The organism is Proteiniphilum sp. UBA1028 (assembly GCF_002316955.1).
In the GTDB taxonomy this organism is placed as follows: Bacteria; Bacteroidota; Bacteroidia; order Bacteroidales; family Dysgonomonadaceae; genus Proteiniphilum.
This window is the reverse complement of sequence record NZ_DCEN01000074.1, coordinates 43,348-60,568: the sequence shown is the minus strand read 5'-3', so window position 1 is coordinate 60,568 and position 17,221 is coordinate 43,348. Positions and strand designations below refer to the sequence as shown.

Below are 17,221 nucleotides of genomic sequence, written 5' to 3'. Positions count from 1 at the left end.
GGCGTTGTCTGCCCGCTAATTCCCCTGTTTATATAGGGGCGACCGGCAAAAAAACCGGGAACCTGATCAATCCATCCCTGCGTGATGGAATTCCCCATGAATACAACCCTGTCTTCGCATCTTCTGGCAGGCCCCAGCTTCTCGTTATCTTCTCTGAAACGGGTAAGGTTTGCCCAATCCTGGGCTTCTGCAAGAGTTGCCCAACAGAGGACCGATGCGAGGAGCAGAAACATTTTTTTTACATTCATTGTTTTTTCCGATATAATTAATAAGTCAAAAATAGTTATTTAATTTTTCTTTCGGCCCTGTTCGTCGATTTTTTCGCACGGTATGTCGATAACTAACCCTAAAAAAACTAAAATTGAAAGCTGCAATCACCTTTGGTCGGTATTAAATCGGTAAATTTGGCAAATTTCGTACACCGACATGAAAAAAAAGACCAAAATTATTGTTTTTGGCTCCATCGCTGTCTTGCTGCTGGGAATGGCCTTTTTCCCCGCAATTAAACGCCAGCTGACATCCACGAAGCAAACCGGCGGCCCCGTACGGGGAGGTGAATCGGGCAGATCGGAGCTGGTGGTCAACGCCACCATACTACAGCCACAAACACTGAACAATATGTTTCGAATCACCGGCATCCTTCTTCCGGATGAAGAGGTGGACCTCACCTTCGAAACGGCAGGGAAAATAACAGAAATCTATTTTCAGGAAGGCACCTTTGTGCAACAGGGTACCCTGCTGGCAAAGGTGAACGACGCCCCCCTGCAGGCAGAACTGAAGAAGCTGCAGGCACAGCTTCCACTGGCCGAGGATCGGCTGTTCCGTCAGCAGACGCTGCTCGACAAAGATGCCATAAGCCAGGAGACCTACCAGTCGGTATTTACCCAACTTGAGACGTTGAAAGCCGACATCGAGCTGGTGAAAGCACGCATCCGTCAGACCGAGCTGCGGGCTCCCTTCAGTGGCATGATCGGCCTGCGACAGGTGAGCGAAGGTGCCTATGCCTCGCCCACCGTAGTGATTGCCAATTTAACCAAGATATCGCCCCTCAAGATCGAGTTCTCCCTCACCCAGAATTTTGTGAGCTTGATCAAGCAGGGCACCGAGATTCAATTTACCGTGGAGAACGACCTGGAGGTATACAATGCTTCGGTCTACGCTGTGGAGTCTCGCCTCGACGTACAGACACTCAGCCTGTTTGCGCGGGCACGTTACGAGAATGCCGACGGAAGGATCAAGCCCGGACAATCGGCCAGTATCCGAATCAAGCTGGATCAGATCGACAATGCCATCGTAATTCCCAGCATTTCCACAGTCAAAGAGATGGGGCGTGACGTTACGTATGTCTATAAGAACGGAAAGGCGAAAGAAACAGAGATCGTTACAGGGATGCGCACCTCCTCCTCGGTAGAGGTTGTCAGCGGCCTTGCGGTGGGCGACACTCTGTTGACAACTGGCGTGATGCAGCTCCGCAGCGGCATGCCGGTAAGAATTGACCGAATGGTCCCTAACAGCGCAGATTAAATCGTATGAATTTTTCCGAACTAAGCATCAAACGACCGGTACTGGCCACGGTAATGGTACTGATTATCATTATCTTTGGCTTAATCGGCTATACAAACTTGCCGGTACGCGAGTATCCCAGTGTGGACAACCCCATCATCACGGTCCATGTCTCCTACCCCGGAGCCAATGCCGAGGTGATCGAGAACCAGATCACCGAGCCTCTCGAACAGAATATCAACGGCATACCCGGGATCCGCTCACTCGTGAGCCGCAGCAGCCAGGGAAGCTCGCGTATAACGGTTGAGTTTGAGTTGAGCGTCGACATGGAGACGGCGGCAAACGACGTAAGAGACAAAGTATCCATAGCCCAGCGCTACTTGCCACGCGATGCGGACCCTCCTACGGTCTCCAAGGCAGACGCCGACTCCGACCCCATCATGCAGATCACGGTGCAGAGCCCGGTCCGTTCGCTGCTTGAACTCTCAGAGATTGCCGACCTCACCGTGAAGGAGCGGTTGCAGACCATCTCCAACGTAAGTGCCGTAGAGATCTGGGGTGAATATCGTTACGCGATGCGCCTCTGGCTTGACCCCATCCGCATGGCTGCCTACAACGTCACCCCCATGGATATCAAATATGCCCTTGACAGAGAGAATGTGGAGCTGCCGGCAGGGAGTATAGAAGGAGACCACATAGAACAGTCGATCCGCACTATGGGATTGATGCAGACACCCGAGGAATTCAACAACCTGATCCTGATTGAGGATAATTTTCGTATTGTTCGTTTCCGCGACGTGGGTTATGCCGAATTGGATGCGGCTAACCGGCAAAATATCCTCCGTAGAAATGGTATCCCCATGGTCAGCTGCGTCATTATCCCGCAGCCCGGTGCCAACCATATCAACATCGCAGACGAGGTACGGCTGCGCATGGAACAGATGAAAAAAGACCTTCCGGAGGATGTGATTCTGGATGTGGCGTTCGACAATACCAAATTCATCCGGGCATCCATCGCCGAAGTACAGGCCACCGTAATTATCGCCTTTATCCTGGTCGTCTTCATCATTTTTGCTTTTCTGCGAAACTGGCGGGTCACCCTGATTCCGGCAGTCGTGATTCCGATATCCCTCATCGGTATATTTTTTGTGATGTATCTCGCCGGATTTTCCATCAATGTGCTCTCCATGCTTGCCGTGGTGCTTGCCGTGGGACTTGTTGTGGACGATGCAATTGTGGTGACCGAAAACATATTCCAGAAGGTTGAATCCGGGATGGATTCCATAGAAGCATCAATCATAGGCTCCAAAGAGATCTTCTTCGCTGTGGTGTCCACCACGGTCACGCTGGTGGCCATTTTTTTCCCGATCGTCTTCCTGGAAGGAATGACGGGACGGTTGTTCCGCGAATTCAGTATCGTGATATCGGGAGCTGTGATCATCTCCTCGTTTGTGGCATTATCCTTTGTACCCATGCTCTCTTCCAAGTTGCTGAGGAAAAAACAAGAGAAAAGCAGGTTCTACGATAAAACCGAGGTTTTCTTCCTCGGCATGAATCGCCTCTACGACAAGTGGCTGCACTCGTTCCTGCAACAAAAGTGGCTCGTCTTCCCCATCCTTCTCATCTCCACCCTGTTGATTGTCCTCTTCTGGGATCTCATCCCAGCCGAAATGGCGCCGCTGGAAGACCGCTCTCAGGTGACAATCAGAAGCTCCGCCCCAGAGGGGGCCACCTTCGAATTTATCAGGGATTATACGGACCATATCTCACAGATAGCCGACTCTGTCGCCCCCGAAAGGGAGTCGAACATCACGATGACGCGGGGTGGGTTCGGAATGGTTCGTTTGGTGTTGCCCGATATGAACGAGCGCGAACGTAGTCAGATGGATATTGCGGCCGAACTCACGCGTGGCGTGCGAAACGAAACGGCTGCACGGGCGTTTGTGCAGCAGCAGTCGACCTTCGGGGGACGGCGCGCTGGAATGCCAATTCAGTACGTGTTGCAGGCACCCAATATTGAAAAACTACAGGAGTATATCCCGCCCTTCATGGAACAGGTAAACCAGAGTCCCTGTTTTCAAATGGCCGATGTGGATCTGAAATTCACCAAACCCGAAACGCGGATCATCATTGACCGGGATAAGGCGGCGTTGCTGGGAGTGAGTACACGCGATATAGGGCAAACGCTCCAATATGCCTTGAGTGGACAACGAATGGGTTATTTTTACATGAACGGGAAGCAGTACCAGATACTGGGGGAGATCAACCGCCAGCAGCGCAATACGCCGGTGGACCTGAAGACCATCTATATCAAAAATAATTCCGGGCAAATGATCCAAATGGACAATCTGGTGAAACTGGAAGAATCGGTAGCCCCCCCTCAGCTCTATCGGTACAACCGTTTCAACTCGGCCACCATCTCGGCCGGACTGGCACCTGGATACTCCCTGGGAGAGGGACTGGAAGAGATGGACCGCATTGCTGCCAATGTACTCGACGATAGCTTCAGGACCGCGCTGGAAGGTGAATCAAGAAACTTTCGGGAAAGCTCCTCAAGCCTGTTGTTTGCTTTTGGTCTTGCCATCGTTTTGATATTCCTGATCATGGCCGCGCAGTTTGAAAGCTTCAAGGATCCTTTTGTGATCATGTTCTCCGTACCCATGGCACTATTCGGAGCCCTGTTGTTTATGTGGATCTTTGGGATTACAATGAACATCTATAGTCAGATCGGGATCATCATGCTTATCGGGCTGGTAACCAAGAACGGAATCCTCATTGTAGAGTTTGCCAACCAGCGTCAACAGGCGGGACTCACCAAGCATAATGCAATCATCGAAGCATCACTTCAACGGTTGCGTCCTATTCTCATGACGAGCATATCAACCATCCTCGGTCTTTTACCCCTGGCAATGGCTACAGGTGAGGGTGCCAACGGGCGCATCGCTATGGGAACAGCAGTAGTGGGTGGTTTGCTGATCTCCACGCTCCTTACCCTCTTTGTGGTCCCGGTGATGTATGTATACTTCTCCACCGACAGAGGAGCCAAAGAAAAGAAAAAAAATGAAATTAACCATGTACAGGACAATACTTAAAACAGGTCTGCTTTACTTTTTTCTGATGCCGGCCTTTACCTATTCGCAAGAGGTGATGGACCTGCAGGAATGTTTGCGGATTGGCCTGAAAAACAATTATGGCCTACGCATTACACGCAACGAAGCTCGTATCTCCGCCAACAATGTCACCTTGGGCAATGCCGGATTTCTTCCCGAGGTAACGCTTGACGGTCGCTACAACCTGCGAAGCAGCAGTACAGACCAGACCTCTGCTGAAACGGGCGAAACAGCAAAAAGCCGCAACAACACGACCGGCACCACCGATGCGGGGGTAAATTTGAGCTGGACCCTGTTTGAAGGATTCCGTGCACAGACCAGCTACAAACGCCTGAAGGAACTGGAGACTGTAGGGGAATTGAATACCCGCCTGGCAGTTGAAAATTTTATCGCCAATCTCACAGCGGAATATTACAATTACGTGCAGCAGCAGATCCGGTTGGGAAACCTCAAGTATGCAGTGGCTCTGTCAAGAGAGCGATTGCGCATCGTGGAGGCACGCTATCAGGTGGGATCACTCTCAAGGCTCGATCTGCAGCAGGCACGAGTCTATTTCAATGCCGACAGTTCACAGCTGATTCAGCAATATGAAACACTGCACAGTTCCCGCATCCGGCTCAACGAGATGATGGGGGGAGAGGTAGACCGCCTATTTGCAGCACAGGACACAACCATCCTGTTCAATGCATCCCTGTCGAAAGAGCAATTGCTCGATGCCACCCTGCGGCAGAATACAGGCCTGCTTCTTACCGGAAGGAGCCAGTCGCTGAGTGAACTCGACCTGAAAAACCTGCAGAGCCGAAATTACCCCTATCTGCGTCTCAACACAGGATACGGTTTCACGCACTACAACTACAGCAGCGGGACCCTTAACCGCCAGCGTAACTGGGGTCCCACCGTAGGGGTGACCCTCGGATACACCCTGTTCGACGGCTTCAACCGTCACCGGGAACAGAAAAACGCCAAGATCGTCGTTCAAAACAGGCAACTCGAGGTGGAACAAAATATCCTTGCGCTGGAAAGCGACTTTGCCAGGATGTGGATTGCCTATCAGAATAATATGGAGTTAACCCGTCTCGAGATCGAGAGCCTTGAAAATGCAGAACTAAATTACGAGATTGCCATGGAACGTTACAAAATAGGCGATCTCTCCGGGCTCGAACTCAGGGAAGCACAAAACAGCTTACTGGAGGCCGAACAGCGTCTTCTCACCGCACAATACAACACGAAGCTCTACGAAATATCGCTGCTGCAAATAAGCGGAAAAATCGCAGAATATCTGGAGTAAGGAAGAACACTTCCCTTACGGAACCACTTACCACCGCAACGCTTTCTTCGCCCAGAGGGTCTGCGTAACGCCCCGCACAAAAAGGTAGAGGATAAACGCCAGCCAGAGGCCGTTATTTCCCCATAGTGGCGTCATGATGAAGTAGCATGCAAAAAAGACGATGGAGGAAACAATCATCGCATTCCGCATCTCGGCGGAGGCCGTCGCCCCGATGAAAATACCGTCCCACAGAAACGCAGCAAAGCCGACTACAGGAATAAGCACTGTCCAGAACATGAAATCTTTGGCCTGTGCGATAATATCGAGATCGTTGGTCATCACATACAATATCGGATCGGGAAAAAGCATGTATAAGACTACAACAACAAGACTCACCATCAGCCCCCAGAAAAAGATCCTGCGGACCATCCAGTGGAGATATTCCCTGTTTTGTGCGCCATAAAACCGCCCCGTCAGGGCTTCGCCTGCGTAGGCAAAGCCATCCATAAAATAGGAGAACAACATAAAGAACTGCATCAGCAACGCATTCACCGCCAACACATTCTCGCCCATCGCCGAAGAAGCAAACGTGAAGAAGGTTGTCACCAAAGTCAGCAAAAAAGTGCGGACAAAAATATCGCTGTTAACCCTAAAATACTCCCGTATTGCGTGACGGTCCCAAATGGTCTCCCTCATGATATATTTTCGCAGTCGGCGATAATGCTTCCACCAAAAACCAGCAGCCACCATCAGCGAGATAACCTGGGAGAGTGCTGTTCCCAAGGCGATCCCTTCGATCTTCATTCCAAAGCCGAACACAAAAATCAAACTGAGGACAACATTCAGTAAATTATTCAGTATGGCAATAACCATGGGTATCTTCGCGTTCTGCATGCCAATAAACCACCCTTTAAAAGCATACATCCCCAACACCGCCGGCGCTCCCCACACAACAATGCGGAAATAGGTCATCACATGTCCGGTAGACTCCGCACCGGACTTTATCAAACCTGAAGCCAACAAGCCGATGGGATATTGTAGAAAAATGATGAGTACCCCTACCCCCAGGCCGATGGCCAGCGAGCGGATAAAGGCATTCATCACTTCCGGAAAATTCCGTGCCCCCAGCGCTTGGGAGGTAAAACCGCTGGAACTCATGCGCAAAAAGCCAAAGTTCCAGTAGATCATGTTAAAAATATTGGCGCCAAGTGCAATGGCGCCGATATATACAGCCGACCCAAGCCGGCCGGCAATGGCAATATCGATCATCCCCAATAGTGGGACCGTAATATTTGTGATGATATTGGGAAGAGCAAGCCTGAAGATTTTTTTATCCATTGCCGCAAAAATACTTTAAAAAAGACGATATATCGGCTTGAATTCATTTTTTAATAAAAGATGCCGTTTTTTAAAATGATTAAATACCTTTGTTACGTTCTTTTTTGTAAATTTGTGAATTCAGTGCTCTTGTTTTTGCAATAAATTGACAATTAGACTTATACAAAAAAGAAAATCGTCTATTTTCTAAAAAAGACTCATTTTATACGAATATATGGATAAGATTCAGGAACTTACTTCAAAACTTTACGCGGAGGGCGTCGAAAAGGGCAAAGAAGAAGCCGAAAGGATCGTTGCGCAGGCACGAACCCGGGAAAAAGAGATATTGGATGCGGCACGTATCAAAGCCGAAGAGTTGCTTTCTTCCGCAGAAAAGGAGAGCGCAGAACTGAAAAAAAACACAAAAGCAGAACTGAAACTCTTTGCTACACAATCATCCGAAGCACTAAAAACTGAAATCATCAATCTGGTGACCGGCAAGTTGTCCACTACCCTGGTAAACACGGCCATGGAAGACAAATCGTTTGTGCAGCAGATTATTGTGGAACTGGTACAAAACTGGTCGAAGAACGAAACATTGACCGTGGGCGTGGAAAATCCGGAAGAACTAAAATCCTACATAACATCTCACGTCAAAACCCTACTGGATAAGGGATTGGAGATTGAATCGGTGAATGGCATCAAAACCGGCTTCACCCTTGAACCCGAAGATGGTTCGTACAAGGTGAAATTCGGCGAAGAGGAGTTTGTTAATTATTTCAAAGAATTTTTACGCCCCCAGATTCAACAACTTCTTTTTTAGAAACCGATATTTTTATCGGTCTTTTTCAAGAGATTAACTTTGTCTATGATTTTCAAGAATCAATATTACTATTTTGTTGCCGGACTGCCGGATTTTGCTTTCGATAGTATGAAGCTCCCCTTTACCACGGAGGAGTACAGAGGCATGCTCAACGAGGTACTGAAACCGGAAGACAGGAAGCTGCTGAACAAATACTTCCTCAAATACGACAACGACAACCTGCTGAGTTTGCTGAAAGACAAAAATGCAATACTCAACCTGATGGGCAAGCTGTCGCGCGAGGAAATTGAGGACATAGTTTCGAAGGCAAAGGAGGATCTTCCGTTAAAGGACAGCAAAATACCTCCCTATTTCGAAGATTATATCAAAAGATGGCTTGGCGAAGAAAATCCTCATGCGGGAGGGCATCTTTGGGAAGATATGCTCACCTCCCTATACATGGACTATGGCAGGGAGGTAAAGAACAGCCTTATGTCGGGATGGTTTGAATTTAACCTGAACATCGGCAATGTGTTTTCGGCTATATATGCCCGCAAGTATGGACTTGATACAGCAAAATATATTGTGGGCAGCAATAAGACAGCCCGCATTATCCGGGAAAATGCCCATGCCCGTGATTTCGGCATCAGTCAGGAACTGGAATACTACGACACGCTTCTGCGCATCTCGGAAGAGCCGGACATTTACGACCGCGAGCGCAAGATCGATAAATTCCGTTGGGACTGGCTCGAAGAGAACACGGCGTTCGACTACTTCAACATCGAATACATTTTTGCCTATCTCTGCAAACTTCAGATTCTTGAGCGATGGGTGAACCTCAATGCGGAAGAGGGAGAACGCGTTTTCCGGGAACTCATCAACAACCTGAAAAATGAAACAAAACTGCCGGAAGACTTTTAATTTATTCTCTATTTCGTGAAGCAACGGGGATGGAAGACAAGTCTCCCCATACAGCGAGTTGCGAAGAGTAGTCCGGGCTTAGCGATAAAAAATAAATATCTTATATGTTAACAAAAGGAACAGTTAAAGGGATCATATCCAATCTCGTCATCGTAGAGGTAGATGGGCCTGTTGCTCAAAACGAGATCGCTTACATCGACCTGCAAGGGACCAAACTAATGGCAGAAGTCATCAAGGTGGCCGGGAACAATGCCAACCTTCAGGTGTTCGAGAGCACCCGTGGTTTGACGGTGGGAGCACCCGTGGAATTTCAGGGACATATGCTCGAAGTGGTACTCGGGCCGGGCCTGCTACAGCGGAACCTCGACGGACTGGAGAACGATCTCGATAAGATGGAAGGAGTCTTCCTGAAACGGGGAGAATACACCTTCCCGCTCGATAAAGAGAAGTTGTGGCATTTCAAACCGATGGCAAAGGTGGGGGACACCGTTACGGCCGGATCCTGGCTGGGTGAGGTAGACGAAAACTTCCAGCCCCACAAGATTATGGTTCCCTTTGTAATGAAGGGCTCTTACACAATAAAGAATATCGCCGGAGAGGGAGATTATCACATATACAAGACAGTGGCCGTGGTAGAAGACAAGGAGGGCAACGAGACCGAAATCAACATGGTGCAACGCTGGCCGGTAAAAATTGCCATCACGGAATATCGTGAAAAGCCCAGGCCGTATAAGTTACTAGAGACCGGTGTGCGGTCCATTGACACGCTGAACCCCATCGTGGAGGGCGGCACAGGCTTTATCCCCGGCGCTTTCGGAACGGGAAAGACTGTCTTGCAACACGCCATATCCAAACAGGCAGAAGCCGATATCGTGATCATTGCGGCCTGCGGTGAGCGTGCCAATGAAGTGGTAGAAATCTTTACGGAGTTCCCCGAGCTGATCGACCCCCACACCGGCCGCAAGCTGATGGAACGGACCATCATCGTGGCAAACACCTCCAACATGCCGGTCGCTGCCCGTGAAGCATCGGTATACACGGCGATGACCATCGGTGAGTATTACCGCTCTATGGGATTAAAGGTTCTGCTGATGGCCGACTCCACTTCGCGCTGGGCACAGGCATTGCGCGAGATGAGCAACAGACTCGAAGAGCTACCGGGTCCCGACGCTTTCCCGATGGATCTGTCGGCCACCATCTCCAACTTCTACGGACGAGCCGGGCATGTAAAGCTGCACAACGGTGCTGAGGGATCGATCACCTTTATCGGAACCGTATCTCCTGCAGGGGGTAACCTCAAGGAACCGGTTACGGAGAACACCAAAAAGGTGGCCCGCTGTTTTTATGCTTTGGAACAGGATCGTGCCGATAAAAAGCGATATCCGGCCATCAACCCTATAGAGTCTTACTCAAAGTATTTTGAATATCCGGAGTTTGAAAAATATATCTCGGTGCATATCGCTGACGACTGGACGGAGAAAGTGAGCGAGATCAAAACCCGGCTGTTGCGCGGGAAAGAAATCGCCGAACAGATTAATATCCTGGGCGACGACGGAGTACCCGTGGAGTACCATATTACCTTCTGGAAGTCGGAGTTAATCGATTTTGTTGTACTACAGCAGGATGCATTCGACGAGGTAGATGCGGTGACGCCCATCGAACGACAGAAAAACATACTCGACCTGGTCGTGAAAGTTTGCCGAACCGACTTTGAATTTGACAACTTCAACGAAGTGGCCGCCTTCTTCAAAGAGTTGATCAACATTGGCCGCCAGATGAATTATGCCGTGTTTGGTTCGGAAAAGTTCAATCAATACTACAATCAGCTTATAGAAAAGGTATCCGGTATCCCGTTGTCGGAAATCAGTAAATCATAGAAGTTATGGCAAAAGCATTTCAAAAAATATATACAAAAATAACCCAGATCACCAAGGCTACCTGTTCGGTAAAAGCCACCAATGTAGGGTACGATGAGCTGGCAACTGTAGAAGGGAGACTGGCGCAGGTGGTAAAAATTATGGGCGACGAGGTAACATTGCAGATTTTTGAAGGAACCGAAGGAATCCCCACCAATGCCGAAGTGATGTTTATGGGCAAATCCCCCTCACTGAAGGTGAGCGACCAGTTGGCGGGCCGTTTTTTCAATGCGTTTGGCGAACCTATCGACGGCGGACCAGTGCCGGAAGGAGAAGAACGGCCTATTGGCGGACCTTCTGTCAATCCTGTACGGAGGGAACAGCCCTCCGAGCTGATCGCCACCGGCATCGCAGGGATCGACCTAAACAACACGTTGGTTTCGGGTCAGAAGATTCCTTTCTTTGCCGACCCCGACCAGCCTTTCAACCAGGTGATGGCCACTGTGGCGCTGCGTGCCCAGACCGACAAGATCATTCTGGGAGGGATGGGAATGACCAACGACGACTACCTTTACTTCAAGAACGTGTTCAGCAATGCGGGTGCTTTGGACCGCATCATCTCGTTTATGAACACGACCGAGGACCCTGCCGTGGAACGTCTGCTAGTGCCTGACATGGCGCTGACGGCAGCCGAATACTTCGCGGTAGACAAGAACGAAAAGGTGTTGGTGCTGCTGACCGATATGTCTTCCTACGCAGATGCACTCTCCATCGTATCAAACCGTATGGATCAGATACCCTCGAAAGATTCAATGCCGGGCTCGCTCTACTCCGATCTGGCAAAGATCTATGAAAAAGCCGCTCAATTCCCCTCCGGTGGCTCCATCACCATTCTGGCGGTGACCACCCTCTCGGGAGGCGACATCACCCATGCCGTACCCGACAACACCGGGTATATCACCGAGGGGCAGCTTTTTCTGCGTCTCGACAGTGATGTGGGTAAGGTTATCGTAGATCCCTTCCGCTCTCTTTCGCGCCTCAAACAACTGGTACAGGGAAAGAAAACGCGGGAAGATCACCCTCAGGTGATGAATGCGGCCGTTCGCCTCTATGCCGATGCTGCCAACGCGAAGACTAAGCTGGAGAACGGGTTTGACCTTACCGACTACGACAAGCGGACGCTCTCGTTTGCAAAGGATTACTCCAGGGAATTGATGGCTATCGATGTAAATCTGGACACCGTGGAGATGTTGGATAAAACATGGGAGTTGCTGTCGGACCACTTTAAGCCGGCAGAGGTAAATATGAAACAGGAGTTGGTGGAAAAGTACTGGAAATAAAGAATGGCTATCAAATTTCAATATAATAAGACTTCCCGTCAGCAGCTCGAAAAGCAGCTGGCTGTGCGTGAAAGGGCACTTCCTACCTTGCAAAACAAGGAGACCGCACTGCGTATGGAGGTAAAAAAAGCCAAAGATGAAATAGACACGCTGGAAAAGGAACTTGAGGCACAGGTACAGTCTTATCATAAGATGATGGGTATGTGGATGGAATTCGACTCATCGCTGATTCGTGTAAAAGATGTACACCTCTCGAAGAAAAAAATTGCCGGGGTGCTCATCCCCATACTCGACAGGGTGGAATTTGAGCTCAGGCCCTTCAGCCTTTTTAATCGTCCCAAATGGTTTCTGGATGGGGTAAAAACGTTGGAAAGCCTTGCCGAGACAGGCATTCGACGCGACTTCCACATTATACGCCTCAACCGCATAGAGTATGCCCGTAAAAAAACCACCCAGAAAGTCAACCTGTTCGAAAAAGTGCAGATACCAGGATATCAGGAGGCAATCCTCAAAATAAAGCGGTACCTCGAAGACGAAGAGAATCTCTCCAAATCGTCCCAAAAGATCATGCGCACCCATCAGGAACAACGAAGAAAGGAGGGGGAAGGCATATGGTAGCAAAAATGAAAAAAATTACCTTCCTGGCTTTTCACAAAGATTACGACTGCTTTCTGCATGATCTGCGCAACCTGGGGATGATTCATGTTGTGGAACACGACCGGACCGAGGCAGATGAGGAAGGACTGCAGCAATTTGTGGCCGAGTCAAAGAAGCTAAATGAGGCATCCAAAATTCTGAAAAGATACCGGGATAAAAAGACAACGGCGACATTCAACGAGCCGGATGCGGAGCAAGGGAAAACAATTCCTGCGGCAATAGAAAAGATCGAAAACAGAAAATCGTCCCTCAGCCAACAGTTGCAGGTATCCATCAAGGAGAGGGATGCATTGAGGCCCTGGGGTGATTTTGATCCCGAAAACATCCATCGCCTGGAAAAAGCTGGTTATCACGTGCATTTCTTCGTTTCACCCGACAACAAGTACAATCCGGAGTGGGAAACGCTGTACGATGCGGTAGTGGTAAAAAAAGAATCATCGAAAACCTATTTCATGACGGTCAACCACATCGATCGGATGGCCGACCTGCTGGATCTGGAAGAGGTCAAATTGCCCAACGTGTCGTTCTCCGCTCTCAACAGGCTGATCGATTCGCTCCTGGAAAAGAAAAAGCTTCAGGACGATGTACTGCAAAGGCTATCGAACGACCTTCCCTCGGTGGAGGCTGCCCTCCGGGAGCTGGATAATCGCATAGCCTTCACACGGGTAGCACAAAGTGCCACCCCGCTGGCCGACGAAAAGCTGTTGCTTCTGCAAGGTTGGGCACCGGCGGAGAACGTATCAGAGATCTTGTCGTATCTGGAATCGAAGGATGCCTACTTTGAAGTGTCCGACCCGCTGCCGGAGGACGATGTACCCATTAAGTTCCAAAACAACAAGTTCTTCCGGCTATTTGAGCCGGTAGCAGAGCTCTACATGTTACCCAAATACAACGAGATTGACCTTACCCCCTATTTTGCTCCGTTTTACATGTTGTTTTTTGGCTTGTCGCTGGGTGACATGGGCTACGGTCTGTTTCTTTTGATAGTGGCAACATTGGTTAAGATGTTTCAAAAGCAAAAACTTGGTACAAGTGTAAAAACCATCCTGTCGCTGGTGCAGGTGCTGGGTGCCTCCACCATGGCTGCCGGCCTACTGACGGGAGGCTTCTTCGGCTTTGCCGTGTACGACCTCGACAATCCTATATCACAGATGCTGAAAGAGAAAGCTTACTTCAACAACAACCAGATGTTTATGTTGTCGTTGGTGCTGGGAGTCATACAAATACTTTTCGGCATGTGCCTGAAAGCGGCAAACCGCATCAAACAGTTCGGCTTTATCCATGCTGTATCTACTCTGGGGTGGATCCTGCTTCTGAGCAGTTTCATCCTTTCCTACCTGGCACCAGCATTGTTGCCCATGGGTGGAACACTGCACCTTATCGTGATGGGGGCGGCGGCCGTACTCATTTTTTTCTTCAACACACCCGGAAAGAATCCGGCAATCAATCTGGGACTCGGGCTGTGGGACACCTACAACATGGCTACCGGGTTGTTGGGCGACGTGTTGTCTTACGTGCGGTTGTTTGCTCTCGGGCTTTCGGGAGGTATCCTGGCCAGCGTCTTCAACAGCCTGGCCACCGGTATGAGCCCCGACCACACCATCGCCGGCCCCATTGTGGCCATCCTGATCTTTCTGGTCGGGCACACCATCAACATCTTCATGAATGTGCTGGGAGCCATTGTACATCCGGTGCGACTCACGTTCGTGGAGTTTTACAAAAACGCCGAATTCACCGGCGGAGGAAAGAAGTATACCCCTTTCAGGGCATCAAATGTATGGAACAATCAAACAATAAATTAAAAAAGTGAGTAAATGGAAACAAATTTATTAATCGCCTATATAGGCATCGCGATCATGGTTACACTCTCAGGGATAGGCAGTTCCTACGGTGTTACCATTGTAGGAAATGCCGCTATTGGTGCGGCAAAAAAAGTAGATGGTAAGTTCGGGAACTTCCTTGTGTTGACTGCCCTCCCGGGTACACAGGGCTTGTATGGCTTTGCCGGTTACTTCATGTTTCAGAATATTTTCAATATCCTGACTCCGGAGATTACCTTCTTTCAGGCTATGGCCACGCTGGCTTCGGGTCTGGCACTTGGTTTTGTGGGCCTGTTGTCGGCCATCCGCCAGGGACAGGTCTGTGCCAATGGTGTGGTTTCCATCGGACAGGGACACGATGCTTTCAGCAACACGCTGATTCTGGCAGTCTTCCCGGAGCTCTACGCCATTGTATCGCTCGCTGCTGCGTTCCTCATGGGATCTGCGGTTGCGTAGAGGTCGAAAGGTTAAATTACTGAATTTAGAATGGGGGCGGTTTCCGATGATACCGACCCCATTTTAGTTATGCACAATCTCTTTCCGGTCTATTCCAATGTCGTTCATGGACACAGGATCATCCACCGGTTCAATATGCGTGGATACGGTCACCGGTTCGTCGAACATCTTACCGATGTTTTCTTCAATCCTGTCTGCACAGTCATGCCCTTTCTGTACGCTCCAGTCTCCGGGAACCAAGACATGCACAGAGATAAACTTTCGTTGCCCCGCCACACGGGTAAGCAACGAATGGTAGGCAATCTCCTGCTCCTGCAGAGAATCGAGATAAGCGGTAATTTTTTGCATATCTTCCTCAGGAATGGCCGCATCCATCAGCCCGCTGGCAGAGCGGCTGATAAGTCTGTATCCGGTATAAATGATATTGAGAGCCACCAGGATGGCAATGATAGGGTCGATAATTACCCATCCTGTAAACTTTACAATCACGATACCGGCAATCACCCCGACCGAAGTCCATACATCGGTCATCAGGTGTTTCCCATCGGCCTCCAGCACAAGCGACTTCCTTTGCTTCCCTTTCTTTATCAGAAGAAGGCCGACCGCCATGTTCACGAGCGATGCCAAAAATGAAAACAACAGTCCTGTATTGATATTCTCAAGAGGAATGGGTTCCATAATGCGGGGAATAGCGGACCGGATAATACTGAACGCGGCAACAAGAATAAGAGCACCTTCCGTCGCACTGGAAAAGTATTCCGCTTTGCTATGCCCGTAAACATGGCCTTCGTCTGCCGGTTTTTGAGAAATATTGAGCATGATTAACGCAAACACGGCAGCGAAAAGGTTTACGAACGACTCCAGTGCATCGGACATAAATCCCATCGATCCTGTCACATGATAGGCATAAAATTTTAGCAAGATGGTGACTATTGCCGCAGCAATAGAAAGATACAGAAAATGTTGGAGCGGGTTTTGTTTCATTCGTGAATTCCTTTATTATCAGACAAAAATAATCAATTTACCTCATGACAATTCCAATAAATCCTGAATTATTTATTTCTTCCCCCTAATTTAGATTCGTTCTACGCCATTACCGGTTAAAATCAGACCATTCCGTTTTTTGAACCGAAGATAATTATTTTCAGGAATAATCCTTTTTCATTATCTTTGCATTGCATTAAAACCAGATATTTCGTTTATTGAACGTTATCTATTTGTTGATGTTCTAACACACTAAGAGTAAACTATGTTTGAAAATTTAAGTGAAAGGCTGGAGAGGTCGTTTAAAATACTGAAAGGCCAGGGTAAGATCACCGAAATCAATGTGGCCGAAACCTTGAAGGAGGTACGCCGTGCCTTGCTCGATGCCGACGTGAATTACAAAACTGCCAAGGAATTTACCGAAACTGTCAAGCAGAAAGCAATGGGTCTGGATGTACTCAATGCCGTGAAGCCGGAGCAGATGATGGTGAAGATCGTGCACGACGAACTGGCAACACTGATGGGGGGTGCTGCCGTGGACATCAACATCAAGGGGACGCCGGCCATAATTCTCATGTCGGGACTACAGGGATCGGGGAAGACCACCTTCTCCGGGAAGCTGGCCCATATGCTCAAAAGCAAACGGGGAAAAAATCCATTGCTGGTGGCGGGCGACGTCTACCGTCCCGCAGCCATCGAACAACTCAAAATATTGGGAGAGCAGATTGGGGTATCGGTCTATGCGGAAGAAGAAAACAAGAATCCGGTAAAGATAGCCCAAAATGCCATCCAACATGCCCGTCAACATGGTAAAGACCTGGTAATCATCGATACTGCCGGCCGTCTTGCGATCGACGAGCAGATGATGAACGAGATCGAATCGATCAAGAAGGCAGTCAACCCGCAGGAGATCCTGTTCGTGGTGGATGCGATGACCGGCCAGGATGCCGTAAACACGGCCAAAGAGTTCAACCAGCGGCTCGACTTCAACGGCGTGGTGCTCACCAAACTCGACGGTGACACCCGTGGTGGTGCAGCTCTCTCTATTCGTTCGGTGGTTGACAAGCCCATCAAATTTGTCGGTACGGGCGAAAAACTGGATGCCATCGATGTGTTCCACCCGGAACGTATGGCCGACCGTATCCTGGGAATGGGTGACATCGTGTCACTCGTGGAAAAGGCACAGGA

At 49.3% G+C, this 17,221-nt stretch carries 13 protein-coding genes and 1 pseudogene; 11 read left to right on the top strand and 3 right to left on the bottom strand.

Translation table 11 applies throughout. The features are described 5' to 3' along the window. Positions 1-248 (bottom strand): annotated as a pseudogene (locus B3Z75_RS12855) (acylhydrolase); the annotation flags it as partial. A gap of 178 nt (positions 249-426) precedes the next feature. Between B3Z75_RS12855 and B3Z75_RS12850 the strand changes: the two are divergent. From B3Z75_RS12850 to B3Z75_RS12840, 3 genes are read left to right on the top strand one after another with little or no spacing between them, the layout of a single operon-like run. Further along, positions 427-1,524 carry an efflux RND transporter periplasmic adaptor subunit gene (locus B3Z75_RS12850; RefSeq protein WP_294072425.1) on the top strand — a complete coding sequence of 366 codons (1,098 nt, stop codon included), beginning with the start codon at positions 427-429 and terminating at the stop codon, positions 1,522-1,524. Between the two features lie 5 nt (positions 1,525-1,529). Further along, complete coding sequence (locus B3Z75_RS12845; protein ID WP_294072422.1) at positions 1,530-4,595, top strand: efflux RND transporter permease subunit; 3,066 nt, start codon at positions 1,530-1,532, stop codon at positions 4,593-4,595. Beyond that, complete coding sequence (locus B3Z75_RS12840) at positions 4,576-5,901, top strand: TolC family protein (RefSeq protein WP_414702902.1); 1,326 nt, start codon at positions 4,576-4,578, stop codon at positions 5,899-5,901. Before B3Z75_RS12845 ends, B3Z75_RS12840 begins: the two co-directional genes overlap by 20 nt. A 27-nt stretch (positions 5,902-5,928) precedes the next feature. Here B3Z75_RS12840 and B3Z75_RS12835 read toward each other — a convergent pair whose 3' ends face one another. Continuing rightward, a complete protein-coding gene (locus B3Z75_RS12835; RefSeq protein ID WP_294072416.1) occupies positions 5,929-7,218 on the bottom strand; it encodes an MATE family efflux transporter in 1,290 nt (429 codons plus the stop codon). 214 nt (positions 7,219-7,432) lie between these two features. On the opposite strand from B3Z75_RS12835, the gene B3Z75_RS12830 reads away from it, so the two are divergent. From B3Z75_RS12830 to B3Z75_RS12800, 7 genes are all read left to right on the top strand, one after another. Further along, entirely contained in the window at positions 7,433-8,020 is a 588-nt protein-coding gene (locus B3Z75_RS12830; protein ID WP_294072413.1) for a hypothetical protein, read from the top strand. 45 nt (positions 8,021-8,065) lie between these two features. Next, complete coding sequence (locus tag B3Z75_RS12825) at positions 8,066-8,920, top strand: DUF2764 family protein (RefSeq protein WP_294072410.1); 855 nt, start codon at positions 8,066-8,068, stop codon at positions 8,918-8,920. Positions 8,921-9,024: 104 nt separating this feature from the next. Next, a complete protein-coding gene (locus B3Z75_RS12820; protein ID WP_294072407.1) occupies positions 9,025-10,797 on the top strand; it encodes a V-type ATP synthase subunit A in 1,773 nt (590 codons plus the stop codon). 5 nt (positions 10,798-10,802) lie between these two features. Beyond that, the gene (locus B3Z75_RS12815) at positions 10,803-12,116 is read left to right on the top strand and encodes a V-type ATP synthase subunit B (protein ID WP_294072404.1); all 1,314 of its coding nucleotides are present in this window, start codon (positions 10,803-10,805) and stop codon (positions 12,114-12,116) included. Between the two features lie 3 nt (positions 12,117-12,119). Beyond that, positions 12,120-12,734, top strand: a complete 615-nt coding sequence (locus tag B3Z75_RS12810; protein WP_294072401.1) for a V-type ATP synthase subunit D — start codon at positions 12,120-12,122, stop codon at positions 12,732-12,734. After that, on the top strand, positions 12,728-14,575 hold the full coding sequence (locus tag B3Z75_RS12805; protein WP_294072398.1) for a V-type ATP synthase subunit I: 1,848 nt from the start codon (positions 12,728-12,730) through the stop codon (positions 14,573-14,575). Before B3Z75_RS12810 ends, B3Z75_RS12805 begins: the two co-directional genes overlap by 7 nt. Positions 14,576-14,587: 12 nt before the next feature. Continuing rightward, positions 14,588-15,049, top strand: a complete 462-nt coding sequence (locus B3Z75_RS12800) for a V-type ATP synthase subunit K (protein ID WP_294072395.1) — start codon at positions 14,588-14,590, stop codon at positions 15,047-15,049. Positions 15,050-15,112: 63 nt separating this feature from the next. Here B3Z75_RS12800 and B3Z75_RS12795 read toward each other — a convergent pair whose 3' ends face one another. Further along, positions 15,113-16,033 (bottom strand): cation diffusion facilitator family transporter, encoded by a 921-nt coding sequence (locus B3Z75_RS12795; protein ID WP_294072392.1) that lies wholly within the window; start codon positions 16,031-16,033, stop codon positions 15,113-15,115. 265 nt (positions 16,034-16,298) lie between these two features. On the opposite strand from B3Z75_RS12795, the gene B3Z75_RS12790 reads away from it, so the two are divergent. After that, a partial coding sequence (locus B3Z75_RS12790) for a signal recognition particle protein (protein ID WP_294072389.1) occupies positions 16,299-17,221 on the top strand: 923 nt, incomplete at its 3' end.